Here is a 20936-nt window from a genome sequence, read left to right as displayed (position 1 = left end):
ATGAACGCGCAAGGCTCAAGATACGAAGCCTTGAGCCACCCACCTAAGTGCACAGCGTAGGCATATGCGCACAACAGGCGAAGCCTGCACGCTCGGCAGCAGGGCATGCCGAGCAACGGCCGAAGGCCAGACGACTTGCCATGCTGCCAAGCCGCCACGGCCCCGGGCCGGTGCTAGGCGATACAAGTCGCCAAGCCAAGGTCGAGCCGTAAGCGGCATATAACTTGCCGCTTACGGCTTTCAACGCTAGTACGTCGCGGTGCACGTATAGACGTCGCTCCGCACCAACGTAAAAGCGTTGCTGGAAGAGGCTTGTGCCAACAAGCCTTCATCCAGCGAAACGCGCTCACCACCACTATAGCTCCAATAGCTCGCCATTCCCTGCTCTACCCTTGCGGGAGTCCCGAGGGCAGAGCCCTGGGGGTCCTCCCCTCGGGGAGGATTTAGGAGGGGGCAAGGTTGATTTAGGAGGGGCAAGGTTTGAGGGGCCATACTCTTTTGAAAGAGGTGTAATGAAATGTCATTGTCTACTGCCGAAGATCTGATCAGCGCGCCGCTTCTGTACAAAGGCAAGGTGCGTGAATTGTATGATCTTGGAGAGCATTTTCTGATTGTTGTAACGGACCGGATTTCGGCTTTTGATTACGTGTTGGAGCCGCCTGTGCCGGAAAAGGGAAATGTGCTGAATAAACTCAGCGCTTTCTGGTTTGAGCAGACGAAAGACCTGCTGGAGAACCATGTCGTGCATACCGATGTGAACAAACTCGGTCATGTCATCGACGAACAGAATAAAGAGCTGTTGAAGGACCGGATCATGGTCACACTGAAGGCGGAGCGCATCGATATCGAGTGTGTGGTGCGCGGATATATTACTGGAGGCGGCTGGCGTCAGTATGAGCAGACTGGTGAGATTAACGGTATTCCATTGCCAGAGGGGCTGCGTAAAAATGAGCGCTTTCCCAAGCCTTTATTTACACCGGCTGCAAAAAACGATGTCGGACACGACGAGGACATTTCCCTCGATCAAATGAAAGAGCTGATCGGGGCCGAATTAACAGCCCAGCTTGAAGAAAAAAGCTTGGCGTTGTACGAATTTGCCCGTGCTTTCTGCGAAAAACGGGGAATCATTTTGGCTGATTGCAAGTTTGAGTTTGGGCTTGTTAACGGAAAAGTTATTTTGATTGACGAAATTTTCACCCCGGATTCATCACGTTTTTGGGCTCAGGAAAAGTATGAGCTGGATGTAGAGATCGACAGCATGGATAAGGAGCCGGTACGAAGCTATTTGGCATCATCCGGTTGGGACAAGAACAGCAAGCCCGATCCGTTGCCTGCTGAGGTCGTTGAAGAAACAACTGCAAGATATACGGATATTTGGCGGCGTCTAACGGCACAGTAAATAATAATCATTTATTTAAAACCAATACGATTCATCCATTCGGAGGAGGAACTGAAGGAACATGATGAAAGCAACGGTCTATGTCACAATTAAGCAAAGCGTTTTGGACCCGCAGGGAGTTGCGGTGCAAGGCGCACTGCATTCGATGGGTTTCGGAGAAGTAGACAGCGTCAGAATTGGTAAGTATATGGAGCTGAATCTGGATACAACAGACCGCGAGAGTGCAGAAAAGCGCGTCATTGAGATGTGCGAAAAGCTGTTAGCCAACACGGTCATTGAAGACTACCGCTACGAACTGGAGGGCTAATTTAATGAAATTTGCAGTTCTGGTTTTTCCGGGCTCCAACTGTGATATTGACTGCTATAAGGCGATAGAGGGCACGGTCGGTGAACCTGTCGATTATGTATGGCATACTGCGACAGATTTGTCGCCTTACGATTGTATTCTTGTTCCGGGGGGCTTCTCTTACGGAGATTATCTGCGCTGTGGCGCGATTTCACGGTTTGCCCCGGTCATGAAAGAAGTAGCCAAAGCAGCTGCCGAGGGCAAATATATTTTGGGCATTTGCAACGGTTTTCAAATTTTGACTGAAGCCGGTTTGCTGCCAGGTGCTTTGCGACGTAATCTGTCGATGAAGTTCCTTTGCCGCGATACGGTGTTGAAGGTCGAGAATAACAAAACGCCTTTTACAAAAGATTATGTTGCTGGTGAAGAAATCGTTATTCCGATCGCACACGGTGAAGGCAACTATTACTGTGATGATGAGACGCTGGCTCGTTTGCGGGCGAACAATCAGATCGTATTTACGTATAAAGATAATCCCAATGGTTCCATGACGGATATCGCAGGGATTTGTAATGAGCAAGGCAACGTACTGGGCATGATGCCTCACCCGGAACGCGCGGTGGATGCATTGCTTGGAACGGATGACGGCAAACGTATGTTTACATCTATTTTAAATGCTTGGAGGGATCGTCATGGCGCAGCAAGTGTCCGCTAAGGAACCAACGGCAGAGCAGGTTGCCGAACATAAACTGTATCAGCAGATGGGGGTATCGGACAGCGAATATGCGTTGATCTGCGAATTCATGGGACGTCAGCCGAATTATACGGAGATAGGCGTATTCAGTGTTATGTGGTCAGAGCATTGTGCCTACAAAAACTCCAAGCCGCTGCTGCGTCGTTTTCCGACCAGCGGTCCGCGAGTGCTGATGGGACCCGGCGAGGGAGCAGGAATTGTAGATATCGGAGACAACCAGGCGGTTGTATTCAAAATTGAAAGTCATAACCATCCATCCGCTGTGGAGCCTTTTCAGGGGGCAGCGACTGGGGTAGGCGGCATCATCCGTGATATTTTCTCGATGGGTGCAAGACCTGTGGCGGTGTTGAACTCCCTGCGTTTTGGCAAGCTGGAGAGCGACCGTGTTAAATATTTGTTCGAGCATGTGGTATCCGGTATTGCGGGATATGGCAACTGTATCGGTATTCCAACCGTAGGCGGCGAAGTTGTATTTGATGAAAGCTATGAGGGTAATCCGCTCGTCAATGCGATGTGTGTTGGATTGATTGATCATGATAAAATCCAGCGCGGTGTGGCCAAAGGGGTCGGCAATCCAGTGTTCTATGTGGGACCGCCGACAGGCCGTGACGGGATTCACGGAGCGACCTTCGCATCGGTTGAGCTGACAGAGGAATCCGAAGCGAACCGGACTGCGGTTCAAGTAGGCGATCCGTTTATGGAGAAGCTGGTCATGGAATCATGTCTGGAGCTGATCGACAGCGGTATTGTACTGGGTATTCAGGATATGGGTGCCGCAGGACTTACCTGCTCCAGTGCCGAAATGGCAAGCAAGGCGGGCAACGGTCTTGAGCTGTACCTGGATCAGGTACCGCAGCGTGAAGAGGGCATGACACCTTATGAAATGATGCTGTCCGAATCACAGGAGCGTATGCTGTTCGTTGTTGAGCCAAAGGACGAAGCACAGGCGCTTGAAATTTTCGAGCGTTGGGGCGTCATTTGTGCCAAGGTCGGCAAGGTGACGGATGACGGTCGTTTGCGTTTGTTCCATCACGGTGAAGTGGTGGGGGATATGCCAGTAACGGCACTGGTAGATGAATGCCCGATTTACAACAAGCCTTCCGAAGTTCCTGCTTATTATGAGCAGAATGCTGGCGTTGACACGCTGCGTTACCCGGAAGTAACGGACCTAAACGGTGCGCTGAAAAAGATACTCTCTTCTCCAAGTGTAGCCAGCAAGAAATGGGTATACGAGCAGTATGATTACATGGTTCGCACCAGTACAGCCGTTCGTCCAGGCTCGGATGCAGCTATAGTGACGGTGCACGGTACTCGCAAGGGACTTGCAATGACTACGGATTGTAACGGACGTTATGTATACCTTGATCCAGAGGTAGGCGGACGGATTGCAGTCAGCGAAGCAGCCCGTAACATTGTATGCTCTGGTGGCGAGCCTCTGGCGATTACGGACAACCTGAACTTTGGTAATCCTGAAAAGCCCGACATTTTCTGGCAAATGGAAAAAGCGGTGGACGGAATGGCCGAAGCTTGCCGTGTATTGGATACTCCTGTTATCGGGGGTAACGTCAGCCTGTACAACGAAAATGCCAAAGGTGCCATCTATCCGACGCCTGTTGTTGGTATGGTGGGTCTGGTACATGATACGGATCACATTACAACTCAAGGCTTTAAAGCAGAAGGCGACGTCATTTTCCTGGTGGGAGAAACGAAAGCCGAGCTGGGCGGCAGCGAGTTCCAGGCTGTGGTACACGGTGTATCCGAGGGACGGCCGCCTGAGCTGGACTTGGACGTGGAGAAGAAGCTCTTGAATGGGGTACTTGGGGCTATTCAGTCCGGCTTGGTACAATCCGCACATGACCTGGCCGAGGGCGGATTGGCTGTGGCTTTGGCGGAATCCAGCATTAGCGGCGGATTGGGAGCGCAGATTAACGTAGAGACGTCTTTGCGTTCAGACCATGCTTTGTTCAGCGAAACTCAATCTCGTATTTTGTTATCTGCAGCGCCGGATAAGGCGTCTGCACTGGAAGCGCATCTTCGTGGTCTGGGAGTGCCAGTTGCCATATTAGGTACAGTTGAAGGAACACAATTAACAGTTGAAGTGAACGGACAACCCGCTTTGAACGAGGCAGTCGCCAGTTTGAAGCAAATCTGGGAGGATGTCATTCCATGTCTGATGAAATAACAGCACGAACGTTGTGGACTGGAGATTATTATAATGAAGGCTCCGGTAAAGAGGGGCTGTTTGATAAATTGAAAGAGGAATGCGGTGTGTTTGGCGTGTACAAACACTCCGATGCTGCCTCTCTAGCCTATTACGGATTGCATGCGCTCCAGCATCGTGGAGAGGAGAGCGCAGGCATCTGTGTCAGCAGCGGTGATGAGTTCCATTATCACCGCGGGATGGGCCTTGTTAAAGAAGTATTCAATAAAGATTTGTTGGCTTCGCTGACAGGGGACATCGCAATAGGGCATGTACGCTATTCGACAAGTGGAGACAGCAAGCTGACGAACGCGCAGCCGCTCGTTTTCAAATATCGTGATGGCGATTTGGCGGTAGCCACAAACGGTAACATCGTAAATGCTTTGCAAATCCGGCATGAGCTGGAGCAGGAAGGATCTATTTTTCAAACGACCAGTGATACAGAGGTTGTCGCGCATTTGATCGCCCGGTCGTCCAAAAATTTGGTGGAAGCTGCCAAGGATGCGTTGAAGCGCATCGTCGGCGGGTTTGCCTTCCTTATTATGACCAACGACAAGCTGCTCGTGGCCTCTGATCCCAACGGCTTGCGCCCGTTAACGATGGGCAGGCTGGGGGATGCTTATCTGTTTGCCTCCGAGACCTGTGCTTTAGAGACAATTGGAGCAGAGCTGCTGCGCGACATCGAGCCGGGTGAACTGCTGGTGCTGGACCAAAATGGACTGCACGAAGACCGTTACACGGAAGAGAAGCAGCGTAAAGCGCTGTGTGCGATGGAGTATATTTATTTTGCTCGTCCTGACAGTGATTTGAATGGAGCTAACCTTCATGCCGCACGCAAACGCATGGGCAACCAGCTCGCTTTGGAAGCTTTTGTCGATGCGGATCTGGTCACCGGGGTGCCGGATTCCAGTATTTCGGCTGCGATTGGTTATGCAGAGCAGACAGGTATTCCCTATGAGTTGGGCATGATTAAAAATAAATACACCGGACGTACGTTCATCCAGCCAAGTCAGGAGCTGCGCGAGCAGGGTGTGAAAATGAAGCTGAGCGCTGTGCGTCGAGTCGTTGAAGGTAAGCGCGTCATCATGATTGACGATTCCATCGTCCGGGGCACCACGTCCCGCCGAATCGTGAATATGCTGCGGGACGCGGGCGCACTGGAGGTCCATGTACGTATTACCTCACCGCCTTTTAAAAACCCGTGCTTCTATGGCATTGATACGCCGGATCGCCGAGAGTTGATTGCTTCTTCCAAAACAGTCGAGGAAATCAGGAAAGAGATTAACGCCGACTCACTCTACTTTATGAGTGCTGAGGGCTTGATTGCCGCTGTGGGCGGACATAACGAACAGGATTATAAAGGCGGTCTGTGCCTGGCTTGCTTCGATAATGATTATCCGACTCAGGTGGATTTTAAAGGTGAGGAAAAGTTCGGATGCAGTTGTTAGTATAGGGGACAAAAGAGGTACTAGCGCCCATATAATGCGGTTCTGAGGGGGCCACTCCGCGTGTGGAAGGTTCTTCCGATCGCTGTTGCCGCCAGATTCCAGGATTGGAATAACCCTTACAGGGTTGGAATCCAGCAGCAAAGGCGAACGCTTTCGCTTCTCCAGAATCCTTCCACCCGCTGCGTTTCTCAGGTGTCCAGCATTTTGCAGCAGTGCCAGCCCCTCTTTTGTCCCTATGGGAAGAGGAGGGGAAAGGCAGTTAAAAACTCATGGCATAACTATTTCATGCCATGAGTTTTTGACGGAGCGGTGACTCATAAAAAGTCACCCTGCTCTTTAAGGTTGAGCCAGCGAAGCGAAGCTCACCAGCAGGCAGGGCGAAGCTGCCTGCCTAAAGGGCAAAGAAGTAAGCCCGCCGTTGGCGTCGCTCACTTCTTTGCCCGGCACGTCCCCGCCTTTGCGAAGCAAACAGCCCGGGACGTGCCCCCGCCGCCGCGCTGCATAGGCGGCCACGCACCAAAGCGTATCCTTGTCATTTGCCGGGGATGCCCGCAAAAATGACAACGGAAAACGCGACTCACAGCACGAACCATATACCAAGCAGCACCCAATCCTACGCATCTGACCGACTCTTGAGGGGTCCAGGGGGAGCAGCCCCATGGAATCCTCCCTGTTAGGGAGGACTTAGGAGGGTCAATTTTTTGAAGGAGTGTTCATGAATGTCCGAAGCATACAAAAATGCAGGAGTAGATATCGCTGCGGGGAATGAAGCAGTAGAACGGATGAAAAAGCACGTCAAGCGTACCTTCCGTCCCGAAGTGCTGACCGATTTGGGGGGATTCGGTGCATTGTTCGGCCTGAATAAGGATAAATACGAGGAGCCTGTACTCGTTTCCGGTACGGATGGAGTCGGCACGAAGCTGAAGCTTGCTTTCGCGATGGATCGCCATGACACCATTGGTATCGATGCAGTTGCGATGTGTGTGAACGACATTGTCGTTGGAGGCGCAGAGCCACTCTTTTTCCTCGACTACCTCGCTTGTGACAGGGTAGTGCCGGAAAAGATCGAAGCGATTGTCACCGGAATCGCAGAGGGCTGCCACCAATCGGGGTGCGCGCTGGTCGGCGGTGAAACGGCAGAAATGCCAGGCATGTACAGCGATGGTGAATATGATATTGCCGGATTCACTGTCGGCATTGTGGATAAAAGCAAAATCATTAACGGCAGCTCGATTGCTCCCGGAGATACCGTAATTGGACTGGCCTCCAGCGGTGTACACAGCAATGGTTTTTCACTGGTTCGCAAGCTGCTGCTGGAACAACAGGGATACGATCTGCATGACGAAATCGAAGGCTTGAACGGTAAGCTAGGCGATGTCTTGCTGGAGCCAACCAAGATTTACGTGAAATCGGTTTTGGCTTTGCTGGAGAAGGTAAAGGTCAAAGGCATGGCACATATTACAGGTGGCGGTTTTATCGAAAATATTCCGAGAGTGCTGCCGGATCACGTCAATGTGGATATAGAGTACGGCTCTTGGCCGATTCTGCCGATTTTTCAGCTTATGCAGGAAAAAGGGGCCATTTCCAACAAAGACATGTTTACGACCTTTAATATGGGGATCGGATTAGTCATCGTCGTGGGCCAAGAAGATGCACAGACTGCATTGAACGTGCTGAAAGAGCAAGGCGAAGATGCTTATGTGATCGGGAAGGTAACGGAAGGCAGCTCAATAGTAACCTTTACGGGAGCCGAAGTGTAATGAACAGCTACCGGATTGCTGTTTTTGCGTCAGGTGAGGGAACGAATTTTCAGTCGTTGGTAGATGCGGCCGCGCGAGGAGAACTGGGCGGCGCATCCATAGAACTGTTAATATGTGACAAGCCTGCGGCTCCTGTTGTAGTTCGAGCAGAGAAAGCCGGGATTGCTTGTCACACGTTCCGCCCCAAGGAGTATGCTGCCAGAGAAGACTATGAACGTGAACTGGTTGCATTGCTGGAGCAGAAATCAATTGATCTCATCGTGTTGGCAGGCTACATGCGTTTGTTATCCAGTGTTATGGTCGATGCTTACGCCGGAAAAATCATTAACATTCATCCGTCACTGCTGCCTGCATTCCCTGGGAAAGATGCGATCGGACAGGCGTTGGCCTATGGGGTTAAAGTCAGTGGAGTCACTGTTCACTTTGTGGATGGAGGTATGGATACCGGGGCCATTATTGGCCAGCGTGTGGTGGAAGTACAGGATCATGATACAGCGGATTCGCTATCGGCAGCTATTCAAGCCGTCGAACGCCAGCTCTATCCGGAAGTGGTGGGCAGACTGGCTCAAGGCAAAATCCATTTGGATGGCCGTAAAGTAGTTTCACTTCCCTAATCATGATTGTAATTTGTCATATCAAGAATGGTGTGCAGGCATTTTCCGATATTTCTCGGGAAATAAATTGATAAAGAGCTAAAGGAGGAGACAAGGTGGCTATTAAAAGAGCACTCGTTAGCGTATCGGATAAACGGGGAATCGTGGAGTTTTGCCGCGAGTTGTCCAAATTAGGTGTGGAGATCGTTTCGACAGGGGGAACGAGCAGCTTGCTGTCGAAGGAGGGCATTCCTGTTATCGGGATTTCAGAGGTGACGGGATTTCCTGAAATTATGGACGGACGTGTTAAAACGCTCCATCCAGCGGTACACAGCGGCTTGCTGGCTGTTCGGGATAATGAAGAGCATCAGCGTCAGATGAAGGAACTGGGCCTGGATTATATTGATCTGGTCGTTGTGAATCTGTATCCTTTTGCGGAAACGATTGCCAAACCCGGTGTAACCTACGAGGATGCGATTGAAAACATCGATATCGGCGGTCCAACTATGCTGCGTTCTGCGGCGAAAAATCATGCTTTTGTAAGTGTAGTGGTCGATGCGGATGATTATAGCACTGTACTGGAGGAAATCCGTAAAGATGGCGATACGGAGCTGAATACCCGCAAGCGTTTGGCAGCCAAGGTGTTCCGTCATACGGCTGCATACGACGCTTTGATCTCCGATTATTTGTCAAATGTGACAGGCGAGCCATTGCCTGAGCGTTACACGGTAACCTATGAAAAAATTCAGGATTTGCGTTATGGTGAAAATCCGCATCAGCAAGCGGCATTTTATCGTCAGCCGCTCGCAGCGAAAGGTACATTGACAACGGCAAAACAGCTTCACGGAAAAGAGCTGTCCTACAATAACATCAACGATGCTAACGCGGCACTGCAAATCGTCAAGGAATTCAGCGAACCGGCCGTGGTGGCGGTGAAGCATATGAATCCTTGCGGCGTCGGAATCGGCGGAAGTATTTATGAAGCGTACAGCAAGGCGTATGCGGCTGATCCAACCTCGATTTTTGGCGGCATCGTAGCGGCCAACCGGATTATTGACGGCGATACGGCGAAAAAGCTGAGCGAGATCTTTTTGGAAATTGTACTGGCGCCAGGTTTTACGAAAGAAGCGCTGGAGATTTTGACGAAAAAGAAAAATATCCGCTTGCTTGATCTGGGTGAGATTTCCCCGTCTGAACATGCAGAGAGCCGTTTTGTTGTAACTTCGATTGAAGGCGGCATGGTCGTTCAGCAAAATGACATCCATGCGGTAGACCCGGATGCCCTTACAGTCGTAACAGAGCGTGCGCCATCCGAAGAGGAATTGAAGCAGCTTTTGTTTAGCTGGAAAGTGGTTAAGCATGTGAAATCCAATGCGATCGTATTAGCGGCTGATAATATGACGATTGGTGTGGGCGCGGGGCAAATGAACCGTGTCGGAGCGGCCAAGATTGCCATTGAACAGGCTGGGGAAAAAGCAAAGGGCGCTGTGCTGGCATCCGACGCCTTTTTCCCGATGGGTGATACGCTGGAGCTGGCTGCCAAAGCAGGCATTACAGCAGTCATTCAACCGGGCGGCTCCATCAAGGACGAAGAATCCATCAAGGTGGCTAATGAATACGGCATCGCCATGGTCTTTACGGGCGTGCGCCATTTCAAGCACTAAAGTGCAGCGGTTGAGGATGAAGCAGCATTTTCACACCTGAGGATTTTGCAAAATCCTGACCTGAATGATCATAATGGAAGCGGAGGAATCACCTGAATGGATATTTTGGTTATCGGAGGGGGCGGCCGCGAGCATGCGATTGTGTGGGCGCTGAAGAAAAGCCCCAAGGCCGGAAAAATCTATTGCGCGCCGGGCAATGCCGGCATTGGACAGCTAGCGGAGTGCGTTCCGATTCCGGTAAGTGAGTTTGACGCACTGATAGAGCTGGCGGAATCCAAAAAAGTCGGTCTGGTCGTGGTGGGCCCCGATGATCCACTGGCAGACGGCATCGTGGATGCCTTTGAAGCGAAGGGCATTCCGGTATTCGGACCGCGTAAAAATGCGGCGGAAATCGAAGGCAGCAAAATCTTCATGAAGGATTTGCTGCACAAATACCATATTCCGACAGCAACCTATCGCAAGTTTTATAGCTACGACGAAGCACATGCCTACTTGAAGGAACAGCCGATTCCCGTAGTCATCAAGGCAGACGGACTGGCAGCAGGCAAAGGGGTAACAGTTGCCTACTCGATGGAGGAGGCAGAAAAGGCTCTGTCCGATATTATGGTAGCAAAGGTGTTTGGAGAAGCGGGTGCACAGGTCGTGATTGAGGAATTCCTCGCCGGACAGGAAATGTCGATTCTTTCCTTTGTGGACGGTGAAACGGTGCGACCGATGGCAGCGGCGCAAGACCACAAGCCGGTTTTCGATGGGGATAAAGGCCCAAATACCGGAGGCATGGGTACCTATTCTCCATTGCCGCACATCGCCAATTCCATTATTGAGGAAGCCATCGAGACGATTATTAAGCCAACGGCTAAGGCCATGGTTGCTGAAGGACGACCGTTCCGGGGGGTTTTATTCGCTGGATTAATGATTTCGCCGGATGGCAAGCCCAAAACGATTGAGTTTAACGCGCGCTTTGGCGATCCGGAAACACAGGTTGTACTGCCGCGTCTTAAGTCCGATCTGCTCGATATTTTTCTCGCGGCCGTGAACGGCACGCTGGATCAAGTGGAGATCGAATGGAAGGATGAAGCGGCGGTGTGCGTAGTGTTGGCTTCCGGGGGTTATCCCGCAGCTTACGCCAAAGGTATTCCGATTCACGGGCTGGACCAGGCAGACGAAGCCATCGTGTTCCATGCCGGAACAGGCATCAATGAACAGGGTGAATGGGTCACGAACGGCGGGCGCGTATTAGGCGTGGTCGGCTTGGGACGCGATATTGCCGAGGCGCGTGATCAAGCTTACGAGCAGGCGGCACGCATTACCTTTGAAGGCAAGCATAACCGTACGGATATTGCAGCAAAAGCACTGCTGTAGCAGAGCTTTAAAAGATAAAGAGGATCTTTTCTGATATGATCCCCTCATTGTAGACAGAAAAAAGCAGCACTTTATTCTGTCTATTATGGGGGGATTTATTATGGGGAAAATTAGAAAAACGTATGACATAACGTTTAAGAAAAAAGCTGCGGATTTATATTTAAAAGACGGGATGGGTTACAAAACTGTAGCAAAAGAGCCAGGGATCGGTCACTCTTTGGTACGGCTTGAGGCAGAAAATGAATTGCTGAAAAAGCTCTTAATGATATGAAAGGTGGAATGGAATCGGTACCCTTGACAGGGATCAGTTTATAGACAGGGACTCTCTTTTTTCTTTTAACTTTCTACCCATTCCCTCTTTGCTTGCGCTCCTGCAGCAGCAGATAGAGAAAATAGGGAGCACCAATGACGGCTGTCACGATGCCGGCGGGAATTTCGAGCGGCGGCTTCAAGCCTCGTCCGAGTGCGTCGGCGAGGACGAGAATCAGGGCGCCGATCATCGCCGCACCGGGCAACAGGTAACGGTGGCGGTTGCCGAACAATCGCCGTGCCAGATGCGGGGCCAGCAGGCCGATAAAGCCGATGGAGCCGATGGCAGCGACACAGGAGGCAGCCAAGGCCACAGACACGGCCAGAAGCCCTGTGCGCACGCGTTTCACGCTAAGTCCCAGCCCGGCCGAGCTTTCTTCGTCCAGGCCCATAATGTCCAGTTTGCGCTGCAGCGTATAGGCAAGAGGCAGCAGGACGATTAACCACGGCAGCAGCCCGTATATTTCGTCCCAGCCTTTGCCCCAGAGGCTGCCAGCCAGCCAGGTCAGCGTATCGCTGGCTTCGAGTGGATATTTGACCAGAATATAATCGGTCGCAGCCTGAAAAATGGCACCTACCGCCAGCCCGGTCAAGGCCAGCATATTGGGGCGTATGCCGCCCTTCATGGAAAGCCGTACGAGCAGCAGCGCGGCCAGCCCGGCTCCGACAAAGGCAGCTACAGGCAGGAGTGCCACCGGGGATGATGGCAGCAGCACGATGACGATAACCGCTGCGAAGCCGGCTCCTTTGGATACGCCTACCACGTCCGGTGAAGCCAGCGGGTTGCGGATCATGCCTTGCAGCAGCACTCCGGCTACTGCCAGTCCGGCTCCGGCCATGATGGCCAGCAGACCGCGAGGCAGCCGATAATGGTGAACAACGAACCAGGACGAAGCAGCGCGGTCGGTCAGAGCGGTCATTAGCTCGGAGGGCGTAATGTAGGTGCTGCCTACACCAATGGCTATAAAAGAAACTCCCAGCATAAGCGTGAGAAGAATCCACAGCTTTTTCATCGTGCAGCCCTCCCGTTCTTGTGCGCCAGATATAAAAAGAAGGGTGCACCTGCCAGCGCGGTGACAATACCAACAGGCGATTCATACGGATATGCGATAAAACGTCCAAGCACGTCTGCATATGTCAGCAGCAGGGCTCCGCAGATCGCAGACAGCGGGATGACCCGTTTGTAATTGTCGCCCGTAAACATCTTGATGATATTCGGCACCATCAGGCCCACAAAGCCGATGGAACCGGCTACCGCTACGGCAGAGCCTGCCAGCATAATGACCGAAGCCGAGGCCAGAAGACGAACAAGCCGGACATTCTGTCCCAACCCCTGGGCGACCTCCGTTCCGAGGCTGAGCACAGACAGCGAGGGAGCCAGTCCCAGCGCAAGGATCATCCCTACGGCGAACCATGGCAGTATCAGGCGTGTATCAGCCCAAGTGGAGCCGTCTATGGCTCCTGCGAGCCAATATAGCACATCGGATATTTGCTCGTTGAACACGAGCAGTCCTTGCGTGACCGATGCCAGCAGCAGATGCACGGCCATTCCGGCCAGGGCCAGCTTGACCGGCGTCATGCCTGCCGTTCCGGCCAGGACATATACGAAGGAGCCGCCCGCGATTGCCCCGGCAAAAGCAAAATAAATGCTGCCGGACGAACCGATATTCGGCAGCAGCACAACGGACAGCACGACCGCCAGCGAAGCGCCCGAGCTGACCCCGAACACCTGTGGCGAAGCCAGCGGGTTGCGTGTGATGGCCTGCATGAGCGCTCCGGCCACGGCCAGACCGGAGCCGACGAGCAGCCCGATAACAGCACGCGGCAGGCGAACCGTCAGAATAATGAGCTGATCCTTGGACGGATGCTCGGTGAAAAGCGCGGCCAGCATGGTGGGGATATCCATCCTGACCGGGCCAATCGCCACGCTGAGCAGCAGTCCGGCCAGCAGTGCGAATACAAGTGCAAAGAAGACCGGCTTATTCAGCCGGTCGCTTGAGGCTTGTCCGATCAATGGGAGGCGCCTTATTTGCTTTGCACGGGATACAGAAGCGAAATGGCTTGCTCCAGTATTTTCTCGGCTGAACCGAGTCCACGGTACCGGGTCCATAGTGCCCGGTTCACTTCGTAAACTTCCCCTTTTTTGACAGCCGTAATGTTTTGCCACAGCGGATTTTGCTTCCATTCTGAAATCAATTTCTCATCAGCTTCAGCCATAAAGATGACGTCTGGATCGGCCTGTGCTATCTGCTCCAGGGTCAGCTTGACGGTAGGTTCACTTGTATTTTGAAGGGCATTACGGATGCCTGCCTGCTCCAGCAGTTGTCCATCAAAGGAAGATGCGGCATGACCAGTCAGTGAATCAGAGCGAAATACCCCGACCAGTACACTGCGTGGCTCACCAGCTTTGACTCCTTGTTTCAGCTTTTTCATATTAGCTTTATGAGCAGCCAGAATCTGTTCACCTTTTTCCTTCTCGCCGAGCGCATCGGCAATGACACCGAAGGATGCCAGATTTTGTTCATAGGAGGAATTGCGGCTCTTCAGAACAATGGTTGGAGCAATCTCGCTAAGTTCTTTGTATATGCCTTTATGACGGTTCAGGTCGGCAATGATCAAATCCGGCTTCAAGGAGCTGATCGTTTCCAGATTCGGCTGCTTGCGCGTGCCTACAGGCGTGAAGTCGATTTTTTTACCAAGCAATCCGTCGATATCATCATCATTTTCCTGGGCTATTCCGACAGGTGTTACACCCAGTTGGGTTGTCGCATCAACAAAAGAGAATTCCAGCGTTACGATTCTTTTGGGTTTACCCGTAATTCTGGTTTCTCCCATCTCATGCTTAATCACGCGGGTGTCGCCTGTTGCTTGAGATGTTGCTGTGTTGTTATCTTTTGACTGGCTGCCACATCCGGCCATAATGAACGTCAGCAGCGTAACGATTGCTGCAAGCATCACAGCCGTGCGAAGTGGTTGTTTGGGTGTTTCCATATGTTGTCCTCCGTCCCAAAATATGCTCATCATAGTAATTGATAATCATTATCAATTAACCAACTGTTGATCATTCTAGCAACCGGGAGGGGAGACGTAAACCATATGATCATTTAAACTATTTTGATGGATAAAGTGAATTAAGTTCATTAAAATTTCGTTTATTCATCTGTCCGCTGCCGTCGATAGATACGTTCGGGTCTGCCGACTGTTCCGTAGACCTGGTCGTGGTGAGCATCACCATTTTCCACTAGGTACTCCAGATATCGTCTGGCTGTGGAACGGCTCATGCCCAGTTCGCTTCCGACCGTTCCTGTAGTCAGCTCTTCCCGTCGATTCAGGAGATCAAGCACCTTGTCACAGGTTACTTTATCGATGCCCTTGGCCCATAGCTCCCCGGCTCCATGGCCTGCTATCCGGCCGGTGCCTGCGTTTTGAAGCAGGCTGTCAATTTCAGCTTGCTCCACCGTCGATGGTTGCTCCTGCCATGCCTTGACCTGCTGCCGAAAACGGGCGTATTCCTCCAGCGTGGCACGCAATCTTTCAAACACCAGCGGCTTCACGATAAAATCAAACACACCTGCGCGAACGGCTTGTACCACGGTGTCCGCTTCTTTGGCAGCAGTCAGCATAATGACATCTGTGTCCGGATAGTGCTGCTTGATGAATGAGAGCAGAGACAGGCCGTCGGTATCTGGAAAATAAACGTCCAGTATAACCAAATGAGGACGCAGTACATCCAGTTGAAGCTTGGCCTCAAATTCGTTCGCTGCCATCGCACATACGGTGAACCCGTTCACTTTTTCAATAAATCGTCGGTTAATTTCCGCAATTCGCAGATCATCTTCAATAATAAGCACCTCAATATCCGATAAAACCGGCTTATTCATGGACGTAGCCTCCTTTTGCATCATCACTCATGCCTGATCTATTTAAAGGTATGCGTATTTCAAAAATCGTACCTCCCCCTGTCCGTTCATACACTTGGATGGAGCCGTCCATTTGCTCTGCATACTCGTACACAAGAGCCAGGCCGTACCCGTGACCAGCTTCTGTTTTGGTCGATGCTCCTTTGACGAACAGCTTTTCCCGGATATCCTCCGCAATTCCCGTTCCGTTGTCCGCTACCTCGATGGTTATGGCTTCAGCTGTTTCTTCAAGTTTGAACCAGACCTGTCTCGTAGAGATAGGGAGCAGCGCGACAGCTTCCATAGCGTTATCGAGCAGGTTTCCGGCCATGGCAGCGAGAAGCGGCCAATCCAGCGCAGGGGAAAAAGCAGAGAATGTCCCGCTAATTGTAGAATGTAAAACAATTCCCTTGCTCAGCGCCTGTTTTTTCTTGCCGATTAACAGACTGGCGATCATGGAATCAGGTAAAGAGGTAGAGGCGCCTGGCCTTTGCATGCGATATTGTTCCGATTCCTGGGTAATGAAGTCCACTGCTTCGTTATAACACTCCAACTGAATCAGACCGGATATGAGATACAGCCGGTTGGTGTATTCATGCGTTTGCGACCGCAGCACTTCCGCGTAATCTTTGGCCTCCGTCAGCTGCCGTGCCATACGGAGCAGCTCTGTTTTGTCACGCAGACTGGCAACTGTGCCCATCCTGCGCCCGGAACGATCCTTGATCGGAACACGGCTGACGACTACCACTCGTTGCTGCACCTCGATTTCCTCATTTGATGCGATAGGTTCCTGGTCCGGCTTCATATTTTCGCTATTTACGATGAAATCTGCACCAAGTACATTGGCCAGTTTGCCTGCGGCACCCGGCAAGTGACGCAGCTCGCTTCCGTACAGGGCAGTCCCCAAGGGAAGGCCGAGCAAACGGACGGCCTGCGGATTAGCAAGTGTGACTTGTCCGCTGCCATTCACCGCGATAATCCCTTCGCCTATGGATTCCAGAATGGCTTGCTTTTCATGGTACAGCCGTCCAATTTCCACTGGCTCCAGCCCATGCAGCTCCAGACGTACTCTTTTCGCTATAAGCAGGCTCCCTAGAATACCGATGACCAGCGCACCCGCCATGAGCCACAGCCATGCATAGGTGTATGTACGAATATTTTGCTCCACATCTGTCATAAAGTAACCTACAGAGACGAGCCCGATGGCCTGTCCTTGTTCATCATAAACCGCAGTTTTGGCCCGCAGTGACGGCCCGAGAGAGCCGGTGGACTCTGTAATCATGGCCTGTCCTTGCAGCACCTTGTCATTCAGCGGGTCCATCATTGGCTGACCGATGCGCTTCGGATTCACATGCCATTGCCGGATGAGATGGCGATCGGCAATGGTAATAAAATCAGCGCCGCTGCTGGCCTGGACTGGCTTTACCGCCTCGTTGATGCGCAAACGCAGCTGCGCCGTGTCGGTCTGCTCCAGAGCGTCTTTGATCTGTGCATCTACCGCAAGTATATTGGCAACGGTCAGTGCCCTTTTTCCGATCTCTTTGTATAGAGCAGAAGTGATCATATATCGAAAGGATAATCCCAAAAGTCCGGTAACTATCAGCACTAAAAGAGAAATAAAAATCATTAGTTTTGTCTGAAAACGCACATGCCTTCACCGCCGTCAAGCAAGATAATAGGAGGGGCTGATCACCGCGATCATCTCCTCCATACGATCCATTTTACTGTATTACAGGAACCTCCGCACTTTTAATCTGTGGGAAGAATGATCTATAATAGAAATAGTTACATAAAGTGAGGAGGATATGGCCATGGTTATTATTCATGCTGATATGAAGGTTTTACCTGAAAAAAGAGAGACTTTTCTGCAACAAACACAAGGATTGATCAGCGCATCACAGGCTGAAGAAGGCAACGTACGATACACGCTGATGCAGGATCTGAATGATCCGAACGCATTTACGATGGTCGAAGAATGGAAGGATGCAGCTGCTGTAGATTTCCACAACAAGTCTGCCCATTTCCAGACATTTGTTGCCGCAGCCAAGGATTTGCTGGCCGCTCCGCTTCAAGTGAATGCTTTTCAGGATGCAACCAAACTGTAATCAACCCGCTGGATATATGATAATCAGGAACAGGAGGAGATAGGATGGGGAACATTGCAGATACAACGGTATTGAATAATGGAGTTCAGATGCCTTGGCTCGGTTTTGGTACGTACAAGGCGGAAGGTAATGAGGTTTACGAAGCAGTCAAAACAGCTATTGAGGTCGGCTACCGCAGCATTGATACGGCGTCCATTTACGGCAATGAGGAGCTGGTTGGGCAAGCCATTCGTGACAGTGGGGCAGCCAGAGAAAATCTGTTTGTGACTACCAAGCTGTGGAATCAGGATCAAGGCTTCGATTCGACACTGCGCGCCTTTGAAGAAAGCCGTAAGCGACTGGGTCTGGACATCATTGATTTGTACCTTATTCACTGGCCTGGCAAGGACAGGTACAAGGAAACCTGGAAGGCGTTCGAACGGCTGTATGAAGAAGGAAGCGTACGTGCTATCGGAGTCAGCAACTTCCACATCCACCATCTTGAGAACCTCCTGAAAGACAGCAACATTGTCCCTGTCATCAACCAAGTGGAACTTCACCCGCGTCTGACACAGCAAGAGCTGCATCAGTATTGCCGGGAGCACCAGATTCAGCTTGAATCGTGGAGTCCGCTGATGAAGGGGAAACTGACAGAGCAGGCGGACATCGTTGAGATTGCTGCCAAATATGGCAAAACCTCGTCGCAGGTTATTTTGCGCTGGCACCTGGATCGGGGCATTGTGACGATACCCAAATCAGTCACTGCGCATCGTATCCGTGAAAATGCGGATTTGTTCGATTTTAAATTGACAGCAGAGGATATGGGCCGAATCAATGCACTTCATCTGGATGAGCGTGTAGGTCCTCATCCCGATAAGCTGTTGTTTTAACATTCAAATATACAAAAGCACCTCCCAAATTGCGTTAACCGTAGTTCGGGGGGTGCTTTTTTGATTTATCCATCGGGATAGTCTCATACGTTTTTTGCCTTGCTCATCTGAGACAGAGATGCCTACTGATGGTTTAATTTGCGATGCAGGAGGTAGGAGTAGAGTACAGGGGCGACTACGGATATAACCAGCCCGATTATAAAAATGACCGCTCCCGCCACGCCATCAACCCATGCCCCCACCAAACCCGAAGCACCACCGAGCATCATCATAGGTCCGCCGAAACGGTGCGTTTTGCGCCACACCTCCGGGTTGGACAGAGTCCACGGTGTACGGATACCAAAGGTATAGTTCGGCTGTACCTGAGTTATATAATTACCCAAAACCAGCAGCAGCATGCCGATTACTCCACAAATGATAGTGTTCATTTGCAGCCGGAGGTTCAGGTTATACAGCAGCATTCCCCAACCAGCTACAGCGAGAATAAGGGAAGTGCCTACCCGCGCAACTTCATAGGCTTTGGAAAATTTCTCGTAATTGGCCCTGTTGGGGTCCATGTAGCGGACTAGCCGAAGAAGCAGAGGCACCAGACCCAACAGCACCAGTAGGAGAATAGAACCGTTTTTACTCATATATCCGTTAGCTGTATTGTCAAAGCTAAAATGAGAGGCCAGAACATCAGGAAGCCGATTATACAGGAGTAAAGCGCCTATAGCAGGTGATAAGGCAATCAAGGTCATCAAAACATCGCTAAGGCTCCAGGGTATTCGAAATTTCATTCAGACTCCTCCATTTTCTTAATATCATTTGAATGTTTCTCAACAGGGACATCGGATTGGACGATGCTGAACATCCAACCGATGACATCCGCCACCACTGTCGTATGCAGGGTGTAAATGATGTTTTGTCCCTGCCGTTCATCAAGCACCAGCCCAGCTTGCTTCAGAATGCTCAAATGGTGGGACATGCTGGGCTTGCTGATTTGAAAATGCTCGGCGATATCGCCTGCGCTCATGCTTTTGTCTTTCAAAAGCTGCAATATTTTGCGCCGGGTCGGATCAGCCAAGGCTTTAAAGGCATCATTCAATGTACGCTCACTCCTTTAGATATTTAGATAATTTTCTAAATATCTAATGAGATACTAAAACAGATGCAATTACGTGTCAACAGGTAAAATAAGGAAAGTCAAAAAAATGGCTAAGCAGCGGCAACATTTCTATTTGTAAACGGCGATAAAATTCGCTATAATTTATTATACAAAAATAAGAATCTTAATATTTAAATATATAAACAATACTTCTAAGGAGGAAATGGATATGAAACATATTTTTCGTAAGGGAAGTCATCCGCAAGCCCCGGTTATTTTGCTTTTGCACGGTACTGGCGGGAATGAGCAGGATCTGATGCCATTGGCAGATTTGGTCGCACCAGGAGCATCTGTGTTAGGTGTTAGAGGGAATGTACTGGAAAACGGAATGCCGCGTTTCTTCCGCCGTTTGGCAGAGGGAGTGTTCGATCTGGAGGATCTCGTATTCCGTACCAAAGAACTGAGTGAATTTGTGGATACGGCTGCAAAGCAATACCATTTTGACCGGAGTAACGTTGTGGCTCTTGGATATTCCAATGGCGCGAACATAGCGGCCAGCATGCTTTTTCACGATGCCAAGGCGCTGCGCGGAGCCATTCTCCATCATGCGATGGTACCGTTGCGCGGGCTGCAATTGCCGGACCTGAATGGTGTCCCTGTGTTTCTGTCCTCTGGTGAAAATGACCCGATCATACCGGCTGCGGAATCCCGTGAGCTGCAAGCTTTACTGGAGGGGGCCGGAGCCCAGGTCGAAGTACACTGGGAACGCAATGGTCATCAATTGACGCGTACAGAAGCCGAAGCCGCAAGAAAATGGTTTGGAGAGCGCTGGAATGCATAAAAAGGCCCGATAACGTTCAAGCTACCGATTAGCGCTCCAGTGAGCGATTCTATAATTAGGAGGCGGCAAACGAAATGGCAAAGCCGGATAATCGGGCCGATAATGTTGAACATTTGCAGCAAAGCATTCAGAATACACAGCAGAACCTTCACGAGGCTGAAGGCTATCTGAACGAATTTTCCTCTGAAATCAGCAACGAGGAGCGCAAGCAGATCGAAGACAAAAATAACCGCCGCAAAGAAAGCATTAGAGCGTTTCGAGAAGAAGTAAAGGACGAAGCAGCACACGCTCAAGAATAGGTAAAAAACGCGATCAACGCCAAGTTTCATAGGCGGAGGATCGCGTTTTTTTTATGCAAAA

Annotated in this window: 23 protein-coding genes; 15 read left to right on the top strand and 8 right to left on the bottom strand. The window is 51.0% G+C overall.

The window, feature by feature from the left end; genetic code table 11:
- The first annotated feature begins 47 nt into the window (after positions 1 to 47).
- The 6 genes from JO375_RS24245 (at position 48) to purF (ending at position 6087) form a co-directional block, all read left to right on the top strand.
- Positions 48 to 212: a hypothetical protein gene (locus tag JO375_RS24245; RefSeq protein WP_229526861.1), complete on the top strand. Its 165-nt coding sequence runs from the start codon at positions 48 to 50 to the stop codon at positions 210 to 212.
- Positions 213 to 517: 305 nt separating this feature from the next.
- Positions 518 to 1399, top strand: a complete 882-nt coding sequence (locus JO375_RS24240; protein ID WP_229526860.1) for a phosphoribosylaminoimidazolesuccinocarboxamide synthase — start codon at positions 518 to 520, stop codon at positions 1397 to 1399.
- A gap of 61 nt (positions 1400 to 1460) precedes the next feature.
- Positions 1461 to 1706, top strand: coding sequence for a phosphoribosylformylglycinamidine synthase subunit PurS (gene purS, locus JO375_RS24235; protein ID WP_007428837.1), 246 nt, complete (start codon positions 1461 to 1463; stop codon positions 1704 to 1706).
- A 4-nt stretch (positions 1707 to 1710) separates the two neighbouring features.
- Complete coding sequence (purQ, locus tag JO375_RS24230) at positions 1711 to 2400, top strand: phosphoribosylformylglycinamidine synthase subunit PurQ (protein ID WP_229526858.1); 690 nt, start codon at positions 1711 to 1713, stop codon at positions 2398 to 2400.
- Entirely contained in the window at positions 2378 to 4621 is a 2244-nt protein-coding gene (purL, locus tag JO375_RS24225; RefSeq protein WP_229526857.1) for a phosphoribosylformylglycinamidine synthase subunit PurL, read from the top strand. The genes purQ and purL overlap by 23 nt, the downstream gene beginning before the upstream one ends.
- Positions 4606 to 6087 carry an amidophosphoribosyltransferase gene (gene purF / locus JO375_RS24220; protein ID WP_229526855.1) on the top strand — a complete coding sequence of 494 codons (1482 nt, stop codon included), beginning with the start codon at positions 4606 to 4608 and terminating at the stop codon, positions 6085 to 6087. Before purL ends, purF begins: the two co-directional genes overlap by 16 nt.
- 336 nt (positions 6088 to 6423) lie before the next feature.
- On the opposite strand, the gene JO375_RS24215 is transcribed toward purF, so the two are convergent.
- Positions 6424 to 6708 carry a hypothetical protein gene (locus JO375_RS24215; RefSeq protein ID WP_229526854.1) on the bottom strand — a complete coding sequence of 95 codons (285 nt, stop codon included), beginning with the start codon at positions 6706 to 6708 and terminating at the stop codon, positions 6424 to 6426.
- A gap of 98 nt (positions 6709 to 6806) precedes the next feature.
- Here JO375_RS24215 and purM point away from each other — a divergent pair, with 98 nt between their 5' ends.
- From purM to JO375_RS24190, 5 genes are all read left to right on the top strand, one after another.
- Positions 6807 to 7847 (top strand): phosphoribosylformylglycinamidine cyclo-ligase, encoded by a 1041-nt coding sequence (gene purM / locus JO375_RS24210; protein WP_229526853.1) that lies wholly within the window; start codon positions 6807 to 6809, stop codon positions 7845 to 7847.
- The gene (gene purN / locus JO375_RS24205; protein WP_229526852.1) at positions 7847 to 8461 is read left to right on the top strand and encodes a phosphoribosylglycinamide formyltransferase; all 615 of its coding nucleotides are present in this window, start codon (positions 7847 to 7849) and stop codon (positions 8459 to 8461) included. Before purM ends, purN begins: the two co-directional genes overlap by 1 nt.
- Positions 8462 to 8556: 95 nt before the next feature.
- Positions 8557 to 10104, top strand: a complete 1548-nt coding sequence (gene purH / locus JO375_RS24200; protein WP_229526851.1) for a bifunctional phosphoribosylaminoimidazolecarboxamide formyltransferase/IMP cyclohydrolase — start codon at positions 8557 to 8559, stop codon at positions 10102 to 10104.
- A 96-nt stretch (positions 10105 to 10200) separates the two neighbouring features.
- A complete protein-coding gene (gene purD / locus JO375_RS24195; RefSeq protein ID WP_229526850.1) occupies positions 10201 to 11466 on the top strand; it encodes a phosphoribosylamine--glycine ligase in 1266 nt (421 codons plus the stop codon).
- 100 nt (positions 11467 to 11566) lie between these two features.
- Entirely contained in the window at positions 11567 to 11737 is a 171-nt protein-coding gene (locus tag JO375_RS24190) for a hypothetical protein (protein WP_229526849.1), read from the top strand.
- 73 nt (positions 11738 to 11810) lie between these two features.
- Here the strand turns inward: JO375_RS24190 and JO375_RS24185 are convergent, their stop codons facing one another.
- The 5 genes from JO375_RS24185 to JO375_RS24165 form a co-directional block, all read right to left on the bottom strand.
- Positions 11811 to 12788, bottom strand: a complete 978-nt coding sequence (locus JO375_RS24185; RefSeq protein WP_229526848.1) for a FecCD family ABC transporter permease — start codon at positions 12786 to 12788, stop codon at positions 11811 to 11813.
- Positions 12785 to 13789, bottom strand: a complete 1005-nt coding sequence (locus tag JO375_RS24180) for a FecCD family ABC transporter permease (protein WP_229526924.1) — start codon at positions 13787 to 13789, stop codon at positions 12785 to 12787. Before JO375_RS24180 ends, JO375_RS24185 begins: the two co-directional genes overlap by 4 nt.
- An 11-nt stretch (positions 13790 to 13800) precedes the next feature.
- Complete coding sequence (locus tag JO375_RS24175) at positions 13801 to 14766, bottom strand: ABC transporter substrate-binding protein (RefSeq protein ID WP_229526847.1); 966 nt, start codon at positions 14764 to 14766, stop codon at positions 13801 to 13803.
- 161 nt (positions 14767 to 14927) lie between these two features.
- On the bottom strand, positions 14928 to 15656 hold the full coding sequence (locus JO375_RS24170; RefSeq protein ID WP_229526846.1) for a response regulator: 729 nt from the start codon (positions 15654 to 15656) through the stop codon (positions 14928 to 14930).
- Positions 15649 to 17301: an ATP-binding protein gene (locus tag JO375_RS24165; protein ID WP_229526845.1), complete on the bottom strand. Its 1653-nt coding sequence runs from the start codon at positions 17299 to 17301 to the stop codon at positions 15649 to 15651. The genes JO375_RS24170 and JO375_RS24165 overlap by 8 nt, the downstream gene beginning before the upstream one ends.
- 184 nt (positions 17302 to 17485) lie before the next feature.
- On the opposite strand from JO375_RS24165, the gene JO375_RS24160 reads away from it, so the two are divergent.
- Together JO375_RS24160 and JO375_RS24155 are read left to right on the top strand one after the other, a co-directional pair.
- Positions 17486 to 17779, top strand: a complete 294-nt coding sequence (locus JO375_RS24160) for a putative quinol monooxygenase (RefSeq protein WP_229526844.1) — start codon at positions 17486 to 17488, stop codon at positions 17777 to 17779.
- Positions 17780 to 17823: 44 nt separating this feature from the next.
- Positions 17824 to 18648 carry an aldo/keto reductase gene (locus JO375_RS24155; protein ID WP_229526843.1) on the top strand — a complete coding sequence of 275 codons (825 nt, stop codon included), beginning with the start codon at positions 17824 to 17826 and terminating at the stop codon, positions 18646 to 18648.
- 122 nt (positions 18649 to 18770) lie between these two features.
- Here the strand turns inward: JO375_RS24155 and JO375_RS24150 are convergent, their stop codons facing one another.
- Together JO375_RS24150 and JO375_RS24145 are read right to left on the bottom strand one after the other, a co-directional pair.
- On the bottom strand, positions 18771 to 19427 hold the full coding sequence (locus JO375_RS24150; protein ID WP_229526842.1) for an SdpI family protein: 657 nt from the start codon (positions 19425 to 19427) through the stop codon (positions 18771 to 18773).
- On the bottom strand, positions 19424 to 19735 hold the full coding sequence (locus tag JO375_RS24145) for an autorepressor SdpR family transcription factor (RefSeq protein WP_229526841.1): 312 nt from the start codon (positions 19733 to 19735) through the stop codon (positions 19424 to 19426). The genes JO375_RS24150 and JO375_RS24145 overlap by 4 nt, the downstream gene beginning before the upstream one ends.
- A gap of 229 nt (positions 19736 to 19964) precedes the next feature.
- Between JO375_RS24145 and JO375_RS24140 the strand changes: the two genes are divergently transcribed.
- Positions 19965 to 20576 (top strand): alpha/beta hydrolase, encoded by a 612-nt coding sequence (locus JO375_RS24140; RefSeq protein WP_229526840.1) that lies wholly within the window; start codon positions 19965 to 19967, stop codon positions 20574 to 20576.
- 74 nt (positions 20577 to 20650) lie between these two features.
- Positions 20651 to 20875, top strand: coding sequence for a small acid-soluble spore protein Tlp (tlp, locus tag JO375_RS24135; protein WP_229526839.1), 225 nt, complete (start codon positions 20651 to 20653; stop codon positions 20873 to 20875).
- The last annotated feature ends 61 nt before the right edge of the window (positions 20876 to 20936 follow it).

Source organism: Paenibacillus farraposensis, assembly GCF_020736845.1.
Classification (GTDB): domain Bacteria; phylum Bacillota; class Bacilli; order Paenibacillales; family Paenibacillaceae; genus Paenibacillus; species Paenibacillus farraposensis.
The sequence above is the reverse complement of the archived record's forward strand: the minus strand, read 5'-3'. Positions and strand labels throughout refer to the sequence as shown.